This is a genomic window from Acuticoccus yangtzensis (genome assembly GCF_001927245.1).
Classification (GTDB): Bacteria; Pseudomonadota; Alphaproteobacteria; order Rhizobiales; family Amorphaceae; genus Acuticoccus; species Acuticoccus yangtzensis.
The window spans coordinates 39,733-56,202 of sequence record NZ_MJUX01000013.1 but is presented as its reverse complement, the minus strand read 5'-3'; the positions used below and the strand labels follow the sequence as shown (position 1 = coordinate 56,202).

General features: G+C 65.1%; 16 protein-coding genes. All 16 read right to left on the bottom strand.

Features of this window, described 5'->3' with window-relative positions; all coding sequences use genetic code 11:
* Positions 1-12: 12 nt before the first annotated feature.
* Complete coding sequence (locus BIX52_RS21240; RefSeq protein WP_245803259.1) at positions 13-1,404, bottom strand: multicopper oxidase family protein; 1,392 nt, start codon at positions 1,402-1,404, stop codon at positions 13-15.
* The gene (locus BIX52_RS21235; protein WP_075223116.1) at positions 1,401-2,855 is read right to left on the bottom strand and encodes a TolC family protein; all 1,455 of its coding nucleotides are present in this window, start codon (positions 2,853-2,855) and stop codon (positions 1,401-1,403) included. The genes BIX52_RS21240 and BIX52_RS21235 overlap by 4 nt, the downstream gene beginning before the upstream one ends.
* A gap of 1,029 nt (positions 2,856-3,884) precedes the next feature.
* The gene (locus BIX52_RS21230; protein WP_075223115.1) at positions 3,885-5,294 is read right to left on the bottom strand and encodes an NADH-quinone oxidoreductase subunit N; all 1,410 of its coding nucleotides are present in this window, start codon (positions 5,292-5,294) and stop codon (positions 3,885-3,887) included.
* A gap of 4 nt (positions 5,295-5,298) precedes the next feature.
* A complete protein-coding gene (locus tag BIX52_RS21225) occupies positions 5,299-6,804 on the bottom strand; it encodes a complex I subunit 4 family protein (protein ID WP_075223114.1) in 1,506 nt (501 codons plus the stop codon).
* A gap of 4 nt (positions 6,805-6,808) precedes the next feature.
* Positions 6,809-8,713: an NADH-quinone oxidoreductase subunit 5 family protein gene (locus BIX52_RS21220; RefSeq protein WP_075223113.1), complete on the bottom strand. Its 1,905-nt coding sequence runs from the start codon at positions 8,711-8,713 to the stop codon at positions 6,809-6,811.
* Positions 8,710-9,015, bottom strand: coding sequence for an NADH-quinone oxidoreductase subunit NuoK (gene nuoK / locus BIX52_RS21215; RefSeq protein ID WP_075223112.1), 306 nt, complete (start codon positions 9,013-9,015; stop codon positions 8,710-8,712). The genes BIX52_RS21220 and nuoK overlap by 4 nt, the downstream gene beginning before the upstream one ends.
* The gene (locus BIX52_RS21210) at positions 9,012-9,722 is read right to left on the bottom strand and encodes an NADH-quinone oxidoreductase subunit J (protein ID WP_075223111.1); all 711 of its coding nucleotides are present in this window, start codon (positions 9,720-9,722) and stop codon (positions 9,012-9,014) included. Before BIX52_RS21210 ends, nuoK begins: the two co-directional genes overlap by 4 nt.
* Positions 9,719-10,630 carry a complex I subunit 1 family protein gene (locus tag BIX52_RS21205; protein ID WP_075223110.1) on the bottom strand — a complete coding sequence of 304 codons (912 nt, stop codon included), beginning with the start codon at positions 10,628-10,630 and terminating at the stop codon, positions 9,719-9,721. The genes BIX52_RS21210 and BIX52_RS21205 overlap by 4 nt, the downstream gene beginning before the upstream one ends.
* On the bottom strand, positions 10,627-11,613 hold the full coding sequence (locus BIX52_RS21200) for a hypothetical protein (RefSeq protein WP_139312837.1): 987 nt from the start codon (positions 11,611-11,613) through the stop codon (positions 10,627-10,629). Before BIX52_RS21200 ends, BIX52_RS21205 begins: the two co-directional genes overlap by 4 nt.
* Entirely contained in the window at positions 11,604-11,948 is a 345-nt protein-coding gene (locus BIX52_RS21195) for an NADH-quinone oxidoreductase subunit A (protein ID WP_083660648.1), read from the bottom strand. The genes BIX52_RS21200 and BIX52_RS21195 overlap by 10 nt, the downstream gene beginning before the upstream one ends.
* Positions 11,949-12,027: 79 nt before the next feature.
* Positions 12,028-12,219: a DUF2933 domain-containing protein gene (locus BIX52_RS24110; protein WP_371747319.1), complete on the bottom strand. Its 192-nt coding sequence runs from the start codon at positions 12,217-12,219 to the stop codon at positions 12,028-12,030.
* Positions 12,220-12,444: 225 nt separating this feature from the next.
* Positions 12,445-12,750 (bottom strand): potassium channel family protein, encoded by a 306-nt coding sequence (locus BIX52_RS21185; protein ID WP_211098209.1) that lies wholly within the window; start codon positions 12,748-12,750, stop codon positions 12,445-12,447.
* A 145-nt stretch (positions 12,751-12,895) separates the two neighbouring features.
* Positions 12,896-13,369: a Cu(I)-responsive transcriptional regulator gene (cueR, locus tag BIX52_RS21180; protein ID WP_075223106.1), complete on the bottom strand. Its 474-nt coding sequence runs from the start codon at positions 13,367-13,369 to the stop codon at positions 12,896-12,898.
* Positions 13,370-13,390: 21 nt separating this feature from the next.
* The gene (locus BIX52_RS21175) at positions 13,391-14,206 is read right to left on the bottom strand and encodes a DUF6692 family protein (protein ID WP_245803258.1); all 816 of its coding nucleotides are present in this window, start codon (positions 14,204-14,206) and stop codon (positions 13,391-13,393) included.
* Between the two features lie 208 nt (positions 14,207-14,414).
* Complete coding sequence (locus BIX52_RS21170) at positions 14,415-15,734, bottom strand: APC family permease (RefSeq protein ID WP_075223104.1); 1,320 nt, start codon at positions 15,732-15,734, stop codon at positions 14,415-14,417.
* Positions 15,735-16,017: 283 nt separating this feature from the next.
* Positions 16,018-16,458 (bottom strand): EF-hand domain-containing protein, encoded by a 441-nt coding sequence (locus tag BIX52_RS21165; protein ID WP_075223153.1) that lies wholly within the window; start codon positions 16,456-16,458, stop codon positions 16,018-16,020.
* Between the last annotated feature and the right edge of the window lie 12 nt (positions 16,459-16,470).

The window sequence follows — 16,470 nt, the reverse complement described above, 5'->3', positions numbered from 1 at the left end:
CTATTGAGATGGTCAGTCAACCCGCCGAACGGGCTCGGCGTGTTGCGGCGGAACCGTGGCGGCCTCGTCCATGGAGGCCACCTCGGGCAGTGAACCCGTCCACTCGTAAGCGACGGTACCCGGGGGATGATCGAACCAACCGGGGTCCGAATAATCGTCCGCGGCGAGCCCTTCGCGAACCTTCATCACCGTGAACATGCCGCCCATCTCCACTGAGCCAAAGGGGCCCCATCCCCCCATCATGGGTTCGGTGTTGTCCGGGATCGGCATCGCCATTTCGGCCATATCCGCCATGCCGTTGGTGCCCATCGGCATATATTCGGGCTGGATAAGGCGGATCTTTCTGGCGACGTTCGTCTTGTCAGCGCCGATGAAGGTCGGGACGTCGTGGCCCATCGCGTTCATCGTGTGATGCGACTTGTGACAGTGCAGTGCCCAGTCGCCTTCGTGGATCGCGTCGAATTCATAGGCGCGCATCGCCCCGACGGGGATGTCGATCGTCACTTCCGGCCAGCGCGCCTCGGGCCTCACCCAACCGCCATCAGTGCCCGTCACCTCGAAATGGTAGCCGTGCATGTGGATCGGATGGTTGGTCATCGTCAGGTTGCCCACACGCACCCTGACCCGGTCCCCCTTCGCGGCCACAAGCGGATCGACGCCTGGAAAGACGCGACTGTTGATGGCCCACAGGTTGAAGTCGGTCATCTCCATGACGCGGGGCATGTAACTGCCCGGGTCGATGTCATAAGCCGACAGCAGGAACACATAGTCCCGGTCGACGCGCATGAAATCCGGGTCCTTCGGATGGATGACGAAGAAGCCCATCATGCCCATCGCCATCTGCACCATCTCGTCGCCGTGAGGGTGGTACATATGCGTGCCTGACTTCGTCAGTTCGAACTCGTAGACGAAGGTCTTGCCGGCCGGAATGCCGGGCTGGGTCAGTCCCGTGACACCATCCATGCCACACGGCAGGATGAGGCCGTGCCAGTGCACGCTTGTGTGTTCCGGAAGCCGGTTGGTGACGAAAATGCGGACGCGCTCGCCTTCCACCGCTTCGATGGTCGGCCCCGGCGACTGACCGTTATAGCCCCAGAGATGCGCGATCGTGCCGTCGGAAAGCTCGCGCTCGACCGGTTCGGCGACGAGATGGAATTCCTTGACATTGCCGTTCATGCGGAACGGAAGCGACCAGCCGTTCAGCGTACAGACCGGATTGTATGGAAGTCCCGCCGTCGGTCTCACCGGGGCCTGCGTGGCCGAACTTTCCATCAGCGGCGCATCAGGCAAGCTCATGTTGGTCGTGCGCGACCATGCTGCGGTGGATACCAGAGCTCCGGCTGCAGCACCTGCGCCCAGGATCTGGCGCCGTGACATGCCGGTGGCACTCGAACGATCGGTCATTCTTCGTCTCCTTCGGCTTCTGCAACCTCGGTTTCGGCGGGTTCAGAACCGGCAACACCACCACCCCAGATCGCCGCCGCGACATCGACCTCCGCGAGGAAGAAGTCCCGCCGTGCCTCGAGCGAAGCCCTCACGGACTCGATGCGCGCACGGGTATCGGCCAGCAGATCGAATGTATTGGTGATCATGCCGTTGTAGGTCAGGACGGCCTCGTCCTCGACGGTCTTGCGCAGCGGAACGACAGCGTCACGGTAGTGCTTGGCGATGTCGTAGGTACCCCGGTACGCGGTATGTGCAGCTCGAGCCTCCGAGCGCACGGCCACGGCGCGGGCGGCAAGGAGGTTTGTCGCCCGCATGATTTTGAGCTCCGCCGTTCTGAGGCGTGCGTCTCCCGTGTCGAAGATTGGAATCGCGAAATCCGCTTCGAGCCGGGGCGTCAGACGATTCGTAACCGTGGTATCACCTTCGTCCACCTCTTCTTCGCGCTCGAGCTCCAGCCCTGCGGCGACCTCAAGGTCGGTGACGAACCGGGTCGCTTTCGTAAGGCCATAACTGCGCGCCAGCGCTTCAAGCTCCAGCTTCGCGATCTTGAGGTCGGCGCGGTTTTGAAGCGCCAACCGTTCAATGGCGGATTGATCGGGGATTGAACGGGGCAGAGGCGGCAGGCCATTTGGAACCTCGTAGGAAAGCCGGGCACCCCAAAGCCCAAGGCGACGCGTCAGCTCCTCCTTGGCAAGTCGGGCTGCCATCACTGCACGGGCCTTCTCGGAGGTGAGTTCCGCGTAGAAGGCCTGCTGACGTGCTTGCTCGACTTTGGAGAAAGCGCCGGTTTTACCGAGCTCGGCCGCCAATTCTGCGGCGGCGTCCGCCGCGACAAGCGCACGGTTCAGCTCGATGACAACTCCCCACGCCGCTGCCGCTTCGTAGTAAGCACGTCGTGTCTCATGAGCGAGCCGCAAAGTGGCTTCGATGGCGCGTTGCTGCGCCTGGCGAACGCGCGTTTCCGCGATGGCCACACGACGTCCGCGTGTGGCGTAGGATAGGACATTGGCGATCACGGCGCCTTCGACGGCCTGGGTCAGAATGTCGGTAGTGGTATTGACCCCAAGCGACAAACGGGGATTCACCGGCAAGCTCTCCTGCCAGAGCGCGGCTACCGAGAGGCCAAGGTCCGCATAAGCCGCCTGCAGATCCTGGTTGTTCAAAAGAGCGACGCGCACCGCCGTATCGGCGTCGATGGTGCGGTCTGTCACGAGTGAGTGCACCTCGGCTTCGTTCTGTGCCTGCTGGACCGCATTCGTCGCCCAAACACTTCGGGACTTCGTGACCGGCTCGGCGCCGGCGCTGACGGCGGCAAATCCCCGATCGATGGGAAACTCCGCGGCGGAAACGCAGCCACTAAGGAACCCGGCGAGAGTCACAGCACTCGCTGCACGGGACCAGCGGGTCATGACCCAACCCTCGGCCGTGCAAACCCCTCTTCCGGGGGCGTGACAGAGCGCGGCGGATCCGGTTCGACCGGGACGCGGTGAACATATCCGCCCGTCGGGGAAGATTGAGGAAGCGAGACCGAAGCAAGCGTCGGCACGGCAGCCGGCGGCGGGGGCGCAGCCGTGTAAGGTGCACCCGCGCAGCCAGCCACTGACGCGGCAAGCGCGCCCGTGAGCAAGCGTTTCATGGAATTCAATTCAAGATGGAGCGATCGGACAACTGACGGACAGCGCCCACAGAAGGACGCAGCTCGGTCAGATCGTTCGAGGCGGACGTTCTAGCGTCGCAGTATCGCTCGCAAGCAATTGCTCGTGTGGCATCACTAACAATCGCTCAGGACCAAAGCTTGTGGTCTTCGACAATGGATCAAAAACAGCCATTGCTGAGCAATGGGTGGCGCAGCCGACACAGGGCCCCGCATCGGAGCAGTCGCCTGCGTCAGAGGTGTCGCTTGCGACGCCTCCCTCGGTTGAATGAGAGCTGTGAGCATCAATGTCGGAGCCATCTACGGAGATGGCCGTCCTCCCGCCTTCATAGGCCGCAGTGTGACCAATACCAGCCGTTCCAACGGCCAGCACGATCAGCGCGACAAATATGAAGCGAGCGACAGCCAAAACCTTCTCCACATACGCTTTGGCCTGATATCATTCGGCCTGTGCACCAACAAGTGTGCTACGAAGCCACAGCTTCACGTGCGCCTAAAAAGTCACACAATTATCGATTGTGGAAAGTGATGAAGCTCGGCTTTGCTATCAGCGGAGAACTCGGGATAGCTCCGGCGGATCGGGCTCGACCCTATAGCTGCGAAGTGCATTCGTGGATCGCCTGCCCGGCTTACCGCGCGCTTCGACAAATCAGTCCGGTGGAGCCCTCCGCGCCGATACCCCGAGAGCGGCAAACTCGCGTGCCGCCCGTCATGCTCATAGCCTCGGCCCGAGCCGGCGCTTCTGGAATCCATCAGTGAGCCGACCCTTTTGGAACGGGTAGCATTACAGGAGGCTGATGTCGGCGAGCTGATCCAGCAGGAGCCCGGCGGTGAGCCCAAGTGCTATAATGGCCGATCCCGTTGCGACCGCCGCCGCCCAAGTCATTTTGTCGAGTTGGGCTACGGCGCCATTGGTTGATGCATCGAAGACCATCGGCGACAGCACGCGGGCGTAGTAGATGAGCGACACAACCGTATTTGTCGCCGCCACGAGGGCGAGCCAACCGTAACCGCCGGCGATTGTAACCTCGAACACTGTGAACTTTCCGAAGAAGCCGACTGTGGGCGGGATGCCAACGAGGGAAAGAAACGCAAGCGCCAACACCACGGCGTCAAGCGGCCGGCGCGCCGCGAGGCCGCTATAGTCCGAAAGCGCCGTTCGACCGCGAAGGTCCGCGACAACGGCGAACGCGGCGATGTTGCCGACGGTATACGCTCCGAGCATCGCGACAAGTGCTGTCGGCGCACCGGTATCGAGGTCGATAACGACAACCGCCATCAGCACGTACCCAGCCTGGCTGACGGACGACCAGCCGAGTAGCCGCCGCACATCTTGCTGCCGGAGCGCAGCTAGGTTGCCAATCGTCATCGTCACAGCCGCTATTGTCGCGACGAGGGGACGCAACGCGAGAGCATCTGGAGGAACAGCGGTGACCAACCGCGCGAATGCTACCGCGGCGCCGATCTTCGGGACCACCGTGAGGAACGCCGCCGATGGAACTGGCGCGCCTTCCGCGACGTCTGGTACCCAAGTATGCGCCGGTGCAGCACCAAGCTTGTAGGCGATCCCGACGGCGACCATCGCAAGACCGGCAACAAGGAGCGGCGAGGCGATGAGCCCATCGGCAAAGGCGTTCGCGAGCGGCTCGTAGCCGGTAACCCCGGCCATACCGGTCACGAATACGACGCCGGTGACGAGGACGGCGTTGGCGAGCGCGCCGATGAGGAAATACTTCATCCCCGCTTCCACCGAGATTGCCCAGCCGCGATGGTAGGCGGCCAGCGTGTAGCCGGTGACGGACGACAGGAGCACGGCAACGACGAGCTGCATCAGGTCGGCGGCGCCAGCGAGCGCCATCGCCCCAACCGCCGACAGAAGAAACACCGCGTAGACCTCGCCGTGGCGGCGGTCCGTTGCAAACCAGCCCGGTGAGATCATCACGCACACGCCTGTCGCGACGAGGATCAGGAAGCGAGCCCAGACACCGACGCCATCGATCGCGAAGGTGCCGGAGAAGGTGGTGCCTGTGCGACCGAGCTGGTCTGCGAGGAGAACACCCGCCACAGTGAGGCCGGAGAGCGCGATGATCGCGCCGACGACATGCAGCCGACGCGGCGCGAACATCGCAAAGAGGAGCGTTGCAACCGCGGTGAAGAGAACCGCGATCTCTGGTGCAAGGTCGCCGATCGGCATCGCCTCAGCCCCCGGGCGCGACGGTGGCGGTCCCGACGACGGCGCTATCCGTGGCGGCATTGACGAGGTCGAGGAGCCAAGCGGGATAGACGCCGATCACGACGACGAGGGCGAGGATGGCGAGGAGGACCGCCCCCTCCACCCGGCCGACGTCCGCAAAGGCGTTCCGCTCCACCGGTCGCTCGCCGAAGAAGACCTGCAGCAGCATCGTGAGGAACAGCGCGGCGGTGATGAGGATGCCGACGAGGCCGACGGCCGCAACCCACGGGAACACCGCGAAAGCGCCGATGAAGATCTGCACCTCGGCGACAAAGCCGGCGAGGCCCGGCAGGCCGAGGCTCGCGAAGGCCGCCACCACCGTCGCCGCCGTCAGCTTCGGCGCGACGCCGGCGAGACCGCCGAAGCGGTCCATCTCGTAAGTATCCGCCCGCGCCCAGATACTGCCGGCAAGGAGGAACAGCGTGCCGGTGATGAGCCCGTGCGCCACCATTTCCACCACCGCGCCGGTGAGGGCGAGCTGGCGCGCGTGCTCCTCACCGGCGACGAGCGCGCCCGCCGCCGCGATGCCGAGCACCGCGTAGCCCATGTGGTTGACCGACGTGTAAGCGATGCGCCGCTTGATCGAGGTCTGGCCGAGCGCCACGAACGCGCCCCAAAGGATCGACGCGAGGGCGACGACAGCCAGGGGCAGCGCATAGGCCGCGAACGTTTCGCGCATCATCTGGAGCGGCATCCGGACCATGCCGTAGGTGCCCATCTTGAGGAGAACGCCGGCGAGGATGGCGGACGCCGGCCCAGGCGCGTTGACGTGCGCCGGTGGTAGCCATGTGTGGACCGGAAACAGCGGCGCCTTGATCGCGAAGCCCATGACGAAGCCGAGAAAGACGAGCGTCGCGACCGGCCCCGCCCCGGCGAGCGGCTGCTGTGCGATCAGCACGCGCATATCGAACGTCATCGGATCGGTGCGAAGGACGAGCACGATGATCGCGAGCAGAATCGCGAGTGAGCCGACGAAGGTGTAGATGAAGAACTTCAGCGCCGCAGCCTGCCGCTCTCCGTGCCCCCAGCGGCCGATCAGGAAGAACATGCCGACCAGCGAGAGGTCGAAGAACACGTAGAAGACGAGAAGGTCGAGCGTGAGGAAGAGGCCAAGCGACGCGGCTTCCAGGAACAGGAACCAGGCATAGTACTGGCGCTCCCGCTCGCGCTGCTCCATCGGCCAGGCGATCGTGGCGACGAAGAGGACCCCCGTCATCAGGGACAGCGCCAGCGACACGCCGTCAACGCCGACGCGCCAGGCGACGCCGAGCGCCGGCACCCATGCCATCTCCTCGACGAGCTGGAAGTCGGTGCCGCCTAGGCTGAAGCGCGACCATGCAAAGCACAGGAGCGCCAGCGGCACCGCGGCGGTGGCGACGGCGAGCGCACGCGAGGTCGTTGCCCTCAAACCGGGGGCGGTCACGAGGACCAAGGCCCCGACGAACGGGACGAGGATCGCAAGGGTCAGCATCGGGTCACGCTCCGTAGGAGAGGACGGCGACCGCGACGGCGAGGCCCGCCACGAGGATCGCGAAATAATGGTGGGAAAGCCCGGTCTGCGTGCGCCGCACGCCGCCGCCGGCTGCGCCGACGAGATAGGCGGTCAACCGGGGCAGGCTATCGGTAGCCCACTCGCCAAAGCGGTCCCCCGCGTTGGCGAGCCACCGTGACAACGCAGCGACGAGGCGCACGCCGCGGTCGACGACAGTGTCGTCGATGCGGGCAAGGACGTGGGCAATCGTCCGCGACAGCGCTGCGCCAAGGTGCACACCGCGGTCGACGAGGACATCGTCGATGCGGGCGAGGACGCGGGCAAGCGCGACGGCCGGCCGCGCCACCGCGTTCTCCAAGAGCCACGGAAGACCGAGCCAGTCGCCGAGCGCCGCTGCAGTGTCATTGCGGCCTAGATCCGCGCGTCGCCGGGCGATGACGATGCCGAGGACGGCCCCGGCCGCGATCGCCGCGATGGAGGCGGCGAACAGGCCGAGCGAGCCGGGCGGCAGGGCAACCCCGAGACGATCGGCGATGGTGTTGGGAACCGCGGGGATCCACAGCACCGATAGGGCCAGCGTCACCACGGCGAGGAAGGCCGACGGCAGGATTAATACCGCACGAGATGGGATACGGCCGGGGTCGACGTCCGGGCCGGGGGAGAAGACGGCGACATAGAAACGCATCGCGTAGGCGGCGCTAAGTGCCCCCCCCACGACGACCGCTATGGTAGCGAGCGTCGAGGCATCGTGCGCGGCGCCAGCGATCTTCTCCTTGCTCCACGCCGCGCCGAGTGGCGGGATGCCGGCGAGCGCCAGCGTGGGCAAGAGCGTCATCCAGGTGAGGACCGGTACGGCACGACCGATGGCCAGGCGGTCCAGCGCGTAGGTGCCGCGAAGCTCGTGCGCGGTGCCGGCCTCGATAAAGAGCGCCGATTTCATTGCTGCGTGGGTGACGAGGTGGGCGAGCGCGACACCCGGATATCCGGCGCCCGCCGCCACGAACATGAGCCCGAGATGCGCCGAGGTCGATCCGGCGAGGAGCCGCTTGGCGTGCAGGTTGAGGAGCGCGACGATTCCGCCGGCAACCGCGGTGGTAGCGCCGACCGCCATCGCGCCTGCCCCGAACCCGTCGCCCAGCATGGGCCCGGCGCGCAGGACGAGGTAGGCGCCGGCGGCGACCAGCGTGGCGCTGTGGAGCAGCGCGGAGACCGGAGTCGGTCCATCCATCGCCCGGAACAGCCACGGCGAGAACGGCGCTTGCGCCGCCTTAGCCGCCGCCGAAACCAGAAGGCCCGCTGACACCAGCAGGAGAGGCATGCCGGTCAGCTCACCGAGAGCATTGAGCCGGGTCGAGCCGGTGGCGGCGACAGTCGCCATCAGCGCGAGGAACAGGCCGAGGTCGCCCGTGCGCGTGACGACAAACGCCCAGATGCCGGACGTCACGGCGTCCGGATCACGCCAGCGATGGGCGACCAGCGCCCACGAGGCCGCGCCGATCACCTCCCACCCGACGAGTAGCGTGACGAGATCGTCCGCAATGACGACGAGCTCCATCCCGCCGACGAACACGAGAAGGAGGCCGACCATGCGCGGCAAGCCTGGCCCTTCCTCCGTCAGCGCGCCGCGTACCACGACGGGGAGCGCGACGAGCGGCGGGAGGATGAGCATGATCGCCGAAAGCGGCGTCAGCCGCCCGGCGAGCTCGATGCCGCTGCCCCAGACGATGAGGAGCGTATCGCCGGTGAGGATCGCCGCCACGGCGAGCGCCAGCGTGGCGCCGAGGATGAACCCGGCGGCCAATGCGAGCTCACCCCGCCGGTCCGGCGCGGCGGCAATGAGGGCAAATCCGGCGAGCGTCGGCAGGAGGACGACGAGGGCGAGGATCATTGTTTCAGCGTCGTGAGGCTTTCGATGACGTCCGCCTGCCGGTTGCGGTAAACGGCGACGACGAGCGCGAACCCGGCCGCCATCTCCACCGCCATGACGGCCATGATGACGATCGCGAGGAGCTGCCCCTCCGGCATCCCGCCGAGCGCGAACGACCAGAAGCCGAGCACCGCCAGAAGCGCCCCGTTCATGATCAGCTCGAGCCCCATCATCAGCATGACGAAGGACTGCTGCGATAGTGCGCCGTAGAGGCCGATGCCGATGAGCCCCGCGGCAACGATGAGAACCGAGGCGAGCGTCATGCGTGCTTCTCCTTGTCGCCGGCATGATCGTGCCCGCCGCTGTCGTGGCCATCCCCTTCGTGATGGTGTGCGTGATCGCTCCTACCGTCGCCGTGGGAGCCGTGGTCGTGTCCGCCGTGGCCGTGGTGGTGGCCGCCGCTCTTCTCCGGCACGCGGCCCGCGGGCGTCCCTCCCGGCTCGAGGCCCGGCGGGACCGAGCCCTCGACGGCGTCGCCGAAGCGACCCGTGCGCGCGGAGAGGATGACGGCGGCCACCATCGTCGCGAGCAACGTGACGCCGGCGGTCTCGAAGATCAGCATCGAGTCCCCCAGAAGCTCGATCCCCAGGTCGTGGACAATCGCCTTGCCCGCCGCGACAGGGTTCGATGGTAGGTCGGTGAGGAGCGTCGCAGCCGTCATTCCGGCGAAAGCGACGACCCCGACGCCGATGGAGAAGCGGTGCTGATGGACCATCATCATCGGGTTGAGGCCGGCCGGGTTCATCATGAACATGACCATGAAGAGCACCATGACGGTCATCTCCACGGCCATCATGAAGACCGTCGCGACGCCGATGTATGGCGCCGACAGGAGGAGTCCGATCCCGCCGACGGCGATGAACGAGATCATCAGCCAGAAGCTAGCCCGCACCATGGAATCGACGCGGAAGACGCGCCAACCGGCGTAGAGCGCCAGAGCGGAGAGACCGGTGAACAGCGCGTCGGTCATAGCGCGACGAGCCCCGCGGCAAGGAGGTGGAGGAAGGAGACCGGCAGGAGGACGACCCACAAGAATGTCACCATCCGCGATACCGGCATTCTTGGTAGGAGGTGCGTTGCCGCCACCATCAGCTCGAGGACGAGCGCAGTCTTGAGCGCGAGCCAAAGCGGTCCAGGCAGCAGCGGGCCGAGGTAGCCGCCGAGGAAGACGGTCGCCGCCATCGCCGAGAATGCGACCAGCATCGCGAGCCGCGCCGCCTGCCACATGGCCCGCGCGGGGCCGGAGTCCTCGGCGCTGCTACCGCCGGCAAGGTCGGCGGAATCGGCGTAGTCCATCGGCCCGCGCAAGGTGAGCGACAGGCCGACGATGAGGAAGAGCGGCAGCCCCAGCGGCTGGCGTACGACATTCCACATCTCACGCTGACTTTCGACGATGGCGAGTACGTCGAGCGAGCGGGCCGGAAGGGCGGCGCCGATGAGAACGAACATCGACGGCAGCATGACCGGCAGGCCGGTGGCGACGTAGCGGTAGGCACCGATCAGCGGGAACGGCGCGTTCGGCGACCACCCGTGGAGGAAGACGACGACCACCACCAGCGCCTCGACCGCGCCCCAGAGAACGATGCTCGTGGGTAGCTGGATGAGGGCCATGCCCTCGCCGAACGGGACAACGGCGAGACCCGCCGCCGCGAGCGCCCCGTACCACGCCGGGGCGAGGCGCCAGTTGGCACGGTCGGGCGCCTCGGTTGTCACCAACTGACCGGAGAGACGCATCGCGGCATGGCGGAAGGTGCCAGCGAGGTATGGCCCCGCCGGCGCGCCTGCGAGCGCCGCCCGCGCGACGGCGTCGAGGACGACCACGAGCGCGGCGCCCAGCGCCAGGAAGAACGCTAGGAACGGGAATGCTGCGAGGCTCATGCGGCGCCCTTCGCCATTCGGACGGCCGGCGACGCGATCGCTCCGCGCAGTTCGTCGATGGAAAAGCTCGCCAGGACCAGCGCCGCCTCGTGCCATTCGAGGCCGATGAGCATCGCGGCGAGATCGCCGGGTGCGGCCGGGTCGGCGGGTCGGCCGGCGCTCAGCGCGTCGAGCCGGCCCGCCGTCCGACTGCGCACGTCGCCGCCGCTCTCGTCGCGGGCGAGCGCGGACGGGATCGCGGCGAGAAGGCCTGTCCACCGGACCGCGCGGGCCAGCCCGGCTGCGGCGCGCGCGGGATCGGCTAGCGCCGCCCGCACGAGCCGATCGGCGAGCGCAGGAAGCTCGAGGAGCCGCAGGAGGCGTGCGAGCTCCAAATGAGGCGTCGCCGCGAGAAGGTCCTGCGCGAGCGGCGCTTCGACGATGCGGACGGACTGGATCACGTCGCCCTGGAGCGTCGTCTCCATGATGAGACCGGGCGGCCATTGTGTCAGATACGGGCCGAATGTCGCGCTGTATGCGTCGAGCGCCAAACCATCTCGCAGGTCGTCGGTCGTCATCGCCATCGGTCGGCCGTAGGGTGTCCCGCCCATCATGCCATTGCCGCCCTGACCGTAAGGTCCGACGCCCTCCCACGGGTTGGGTGGCCCATCGTCGAGCAGGATCGCCTCACCCTCGGACTGCGTCGCCTGCGCACTGATGAAGGCCGCAGCGTCGGACACACTCTCCGGCGCGCCGGTGCCGAAGTCGAATCCTGACGGCCGGTCGGCGCGCCACCACACGGTCGCGCGGGGCTCAAAAAGCTGGGCGTGGATCCGCGCGAGGGCGATACGGTCGCTTGGTCGCTGCTCGCCCGCCACAACGAGCACCTGCGCAGCCCGTGGGGTCGCGACCAGCGTCAGCGCTGGCTCCAGCCGCAGTGCCTCGACTGCGCCGAGGACACCGCCACCCGCGGCGACGAAGACCGGGGTGCCTCCTACTGCCACCGGAAGATCCCTTCGCGCCAACCATAGAGGATGCCGAGGGAGAGAATGGCCAGGAACATCCCCATCTCGGCGAGCGCCTTCAGGCCCTCTTCGACGAACACGACCGCCCACGGGTACATGAACATCATCTCCATCTCGAAGGCGATGAAGACGAGCGTCATCGTGTAGAAGCGCACATGGTAGCGCTGCCAGGCGTGCGTGTCGGCTTCACCGCCGCCAAGGAAGGGAAGTCGCTGCGGCCAGGGCGAACATCGCGGGCCGGACGCCCGGTACGCCGCCAGGACGAGCGCGACGAAGATGCCGGTCAGAACGAGGGCGGTGAGGAGCGCTTCCAAATCTTATCCAACCATTGAGCGAGATCGCGAGACGGCGCCGGGTGGGTCACTCGCCGGTGCAAACGATGCGGGTCGTGGCTTAAGCTCGTCGCCGGGAAGGCTCGGCGGTCGGAACGCCCTGCGCGGCGCCGTGGCAGGAGCGGCCAAGCCAGCGATGCATGACGAAGTGCATGCCACCGCAAAGGGCCAGCGGAGCAAGCAGACCAATTGCAGAGGTCACACTGGTCAGGCTTCCGCCGGAGGCGAAGTATATGCCGATGGGCACGAGCATCGCAACGCAGCACGCCCACATCCCGATATTACCTGCGGACTTCGAAGTCCTTTGAGATCCAAGTTCTGGGTCAATATTAATTTCATTAGACGATGGCGCGCCGCGCATGGGCCTCATCCTTTAGAAGATCACTTCCAGAATAAGCTACAACCTTCCAGCATGGTAAGGTCAATACTGACTCTTGGATCTCAGGCGACCAACCGGACGTGAAACATGGAGCCGCGTTCACGGACGGCGGCGTGAGAGGGGAACAGAGCCTCGCATTACCTGGAATAGAAACGAGCCTGACGCGGTGATCAACAAGAAGCCCTGCAGGGCTTCGATGCCCGCCATGAAGCGGAGATGTCCGGTCGGCGTCAGGTCACCACGACCGAGAGTCGTGAAGTTGACCAGCGAGAAGTAGAAGTGGTCCATCCAGTCCAGCTCGCTTTCCGACTTGAAGGATCCTAAGCCGAGCGCCGTATCACCTAACCAGAACCCGACAGCGTAGAGGGTCGCCTCCACGACATGCGCCAACGCGATCGCCATCATGGCGATTGTCAGTCCGAGGTGCGGGCGCGGGGGCATCCTGGAGAGTACACTCGAAACCGAACACAAGGTTGCGTAGTGGACGCTCGTCGAGACGGCAAACAGTACGACGGACAAGAGTATCGCCAAAGCCATAGCCACGATTTACTCACGCGCTCGTAGTGGGGCTCGTTGCGGGGCCGCCTTTCGACGCCGATGCGCGGCGTTGGGAATTCGGCCGGCCCGCTCCGCCCCCTGCTTCAGCAAGGTCGTCGATGATCGGACACTCCGGGCGTTCGTCGCCTGAGCAGTGGGAGGCGAGGTTTCGCAGCGACGAGACCATCGCCTGCATGTCCGCGATCTTGCCTTCCAGCTCTGCGATGTGGGCCAGCGCAACGGACTTCACGTCCGCGCTCGCTCTCGACCCGTCCCCCCAGAGTTTCAACAGCTCCGCAATCTGATTGATCGAAAAGCCGAGATCACGCGCCCGCCTTACGAAGCGAAGGGTCTGGATATCGGCTGGTGCGTAGCTTCGGTATCCCGCAGCAGATCGTTCGACCGCGCCTATGAGGCCAATACTTTCATAGTATCGGATCATCTTGGCGTTGACACCAGACTCCTTCGCAGCCTGCCCGATGTTCATTCTCCGCCTCCCGAGCGAGCGTTAGGTGCGGCAGTCGTAGAAGCCGCTGTAGCCAACGGTCATCCCGCGATCGAGGCTCATCGTCAGCACAGCGTCACGCTCGCCATCACCCGCGAGGAGATCGCCGGTCGGTCCATTGACAGCCATCGACACACCCGCTGCGGCAGCCGTCGGGCCTCTGGCAAGTGAGGCCGGGTCGGCCTGCAGTTGCACGAGGTCCCCGCTGATCTTCATTAGCGCTGCGCCGTCGCTGGCAAGCGCCAGCACTGGACGGCTTCCTTCGGTATAGGTGAACCGGCATGTCGTTCCGCCCGAAAGACCCAGCGCGATCTCATCGTCCGTCATAAACTGCGGGTCGAGCGAGGGAAGGTCCGCCGTGGCGAGCGCCTCGTCGAGCGTCATTACCGACGCGGACGGCGCAGCCGTCCCGGTGCCGTCACCGTTCCGGTCGATGTCGTCGATGAGGAAGCGCATCTCGGCGATCTCCTTGTCCTGCGCGTAGATGATCTCGTCGGCGAGCTTGCGCACGCGCGGGTCGGAGATATCCGCTCGGCTCGAAGTCATGATGGCGATCGAGTGATGCGGGATCATCGCGCGCATGTAGGATGTGTCGCCGACCGTGACCTGACTGCGTACGAGCCAGAGCGACACACCGAAAACGACTACCGCGCCGGCGAAGATCGCAAAATTGAGGCGGGTGTTCTTGTACATTGCCAGCATGAAGGCCAGCATGATCAGCGTCATGACCGCGCCCATCATGATCGCCATGTACGTCCGCGTCTCCGAGAAGAAGACGTGACTGAAGAGATACGTGTTCAGATACATGAGGACGAACATGACGGCTGTCGACGTCAGGATCATCGCAGCGAAACGCAAATAAGACACAGGCTTCTCCGTTGAGATCACATGTAGGCTGATCAAACCTCAACCCCGGAAGGGGGTTAAAGTTTCGGTGGAATTGGTTATCCGAAAGGCCCTCGCGTCGCGGGAGAAACGGCCGTTGGCGCGTCTCGCCGGCCGCAGCCCTCGCACTCGGACGCGCATTTCAACCCCCTTCGTTACTCTCGTGGTGGTGCGCGGACCGCGACTGTCTCGCGGCCAGGAAGATGCGCTCGAACGCGAAGACCGAGAGGATCCCGGCGAGCGCGATGAAGACGATTGGACGATCGGTCTGCCACTTCAACAAGGCAAATGCCCCCAGAACCAAAGCGTCCAGCCCGATGGCTGTCAGCATAACCCAGCCGCGCGCAGCGATCGTCTTGCGCTGATTCCTGAAGACGCCCCAATGGATCAGCATGTCCATCACGAGGTAGAAGAACGCCCCTAATGACGCGATGCGGCTCAGATCGAAGAAAACCGTAAGGCCACCCGCAATAATAACGGTGTAGACGAGCGTGTGGTCGCGAATCGTGCCGCGCATCCTGAAATGACTGTGCGGAACGAGCTTCATGTCAGTCAGCATTGCGAGCATGCGCGACACAGCAAAGATACTGGCGACGACCCCGGATGCTGTCGCAACGAGCGCCAGCGCGACGGTAAGATAGAACCCTGCCTGTCCGAGCGCGGGCTTGGCCGCTTCCGCGAGCGCGTAGTCCTTCGCTGCAACGATCTGGTCGAGCGGCAGGCTCGACCCAACGCCGAGCGCGACAAGGAGGTAGATGACAGTACATAGGCCAATGGAGATCACGATCGCACGGCCGACGTTTCGATGCGGGTCGGTGATTTCGGCCCCGCTGTTGGTGATTGTCGTAAAGCCCTTGAACGCGAGAATCGCCAGTGCGACCGATGCGACGAACCCACCGGCTCCCGCGTCGCTGCTGCCAGCTTCGAAGGAGATGCCCCCCGCCCACAGCGCGGCGATCCCGAAGAGCGCGATCCCGCCAACCTTGAGCGCCGCCATGATCTGCGAAAGCAGCCCGACTGAACGATTGCCCGCCGCGTTGACCAGATAGGCGAACACGATGAGCGCAACGCCGATCGCCGGCACCAACCAGCCCTCAGCGGGCATTCCGAGGCCGCGCAAGAGATAGTTGGCGAATGTCCGCGCCACGAGGCTCTCATTGATCACCATCGAGAGAGCCATCAGGAGCGCCGCGCCCGCTGCCACCGTCGTCGGCCCATAGGCTTTCTGCAAGATCATCCCGATCCCCCCGGCGGACGGGTAGGCGTTCGACATCTTGACGTATGTGTAGGCGCTGAAGGCGGTTATGACCGCGCCTACTAGGAAGGAGAGCGGAAACAATGACCCCGCCACTTCCGCGATCTGCCCTGTCAGCGCGAGAATGCCCGCACCGATCATGACGCCTGTTCCCATCGCGACCGCATCGAGAAACGATAGGCTGTTCTTTGCGTAGCTTGAACTCAAGGCTCACTCATCTTGCTATGATACAGGCCAATGTCCTCGCACCGGGACCGCCGTGCGGTGTCTGGCGCGCGATCGCCGGCTTGGCCGTGTGCGGAAGGACCGTCCGTTATCGTCTGGCGAACAGAACCCCGATTAGGATGCCGGCAAGAAGGATGCCGGCCGCGCCGATCAGCATTCCGCCGCCCATAAGATTCATGCCCCACCCGTCCATGTGACCGAACATGCGGTCCTCCCTTGCGTTTGCGTCTCCGAACAAGATCGTGAGGTCCGTCGGAAAGGCGGATCAGCCGCCCATTCCGCCCATCATGATTTCGCGCATTTCCGCAGAGGTTAGTTCGCCGTCATCGTCCGCATCGGCGGCCTTGAACATACGTGCATGAAACTCCTGAACCTCAGGAAGGGACAGGGTTCCGCTGCCGTCTGTGTCTACCGCGATGAACAACATCCGCATCATCATCGAATGGCCCATTCTCCGGTCCCCGCCATGCTGGGCATCACGCACGTGCTTGCCCAGCCCGCCTTGGTTCATTCCCGATCCCGGCATCATACCGGAGCTCATACGTTGCATCATGGCGCCGTCGCGCGGGCTCCTGCCGGGCGTCTCTGGCGACGTTGTCTCGGTCGTGGACGCATGCCCCTGGTTGCTATCCTGGGCCAGTGCGGGAGCGACTGTGAAGAACGCCGCTCCGGCAAGCGTGGCGATTGCTGTTGCTCTTCGTTTCATCACCATTTCCTC

Excerpts from the sequence above, each read along its gene's own strand:
- BIX52_RS21205 (WP_075223110.1), bottom strand. The coding sequence starts at position 10,630 with ATGAGCCTCGCAGCATTCCCGTTCCTAGCGTTCTTCCTGGCGCTGGGC.
- BIX52_RS24110 (WP_371747319.1), bottom strand. The coding sequence starts at position 12,219 with ATGCTCGTGCCCATCGGCATATACTTCGCCTCCGGCGGAAGCCTGACC.
- BIX52_RS21165 (WP_075223153.1), bottom strand. The coding sequence starts at position 16,458 with ATGAAACGAAGAGCAACAGCAATCGCCACGCTTGCCGGAGCGGCGTTC.
- BIX52_RS21175 (WP_245803258.1), bottom strand. The coding sequence starts at position 14,206 with ATGTTCGTCCTCATGTATCTGAACACGTATCTCTTCAGTCACGTCTTC.
- nuoK (WP_075223112.1), bottom strand. The coding sequence starts at position 9,015 with ATGACGCTCGCCTCGGTTCTCATCGTTGCCGCGGGGCTCATCGGCATC.
- cueR (WP_075223106.1), bottom strand. The coding sequence starts at position 13,369 with ATGAACATCGGGCAGGCTGCGAAGGAGTCTGGTGTCAACGCCAAGATG.
- BIX52_RS21210 (WP_075223111.1), bottom strand. The coding sequence starts at position 9,722 with ATGACCGACGCGCTGTTCACCGGTCTCTCCGCTCTGGCGCTCTACGCC.
- BIX52_RS21225 (WP_075223114.1), bottom strand. The coding sequence starts at position 6,804 with ATGCTGACCCTTGCGATCCTCGTCCCGTTCGTCGGGGCCTTGGTCCTC.
- BIX52_RS21235 (WP_075223116.1), bottom strand. The coding sequence starts at position 2,855 with ATGACCCGCTGGTCCCGTGCAGCGAGTGCTGTGACTCTCGCCGGGTTC.
- BIX52_RS21240 (WP_245803259.1), bottom strand. The coding sequence starts at position 1,404 with ATGACCGATCGTTCGAGTGCCACCGGCATGTCACGGCGCCAGATCCTG.
- BIX52_RS21230 (WP_075223115.1), bottom strand. The coding sequence starts at position 5,294 with ATGCCGATCGGCGACCTTGCACCAGAGATCGCGGTTCTCTTCACCGCG.
- BIX52_RS21220 (WP_075223113.1), bottom strand. The coding sequence starts at position 8,713 with ATGATCCTCGCCCTCGTCGTCCTCCTGCCGACGCTCGCCGGATTTGCC.
- BIX52_RS21185 (WP_211098209.1), bottom strand. The coding sequence starts at position 12,750 with ATGATGGCGATCGCGTTGGCGCATGTCGTGGAGGCGACCCTCTACGCT.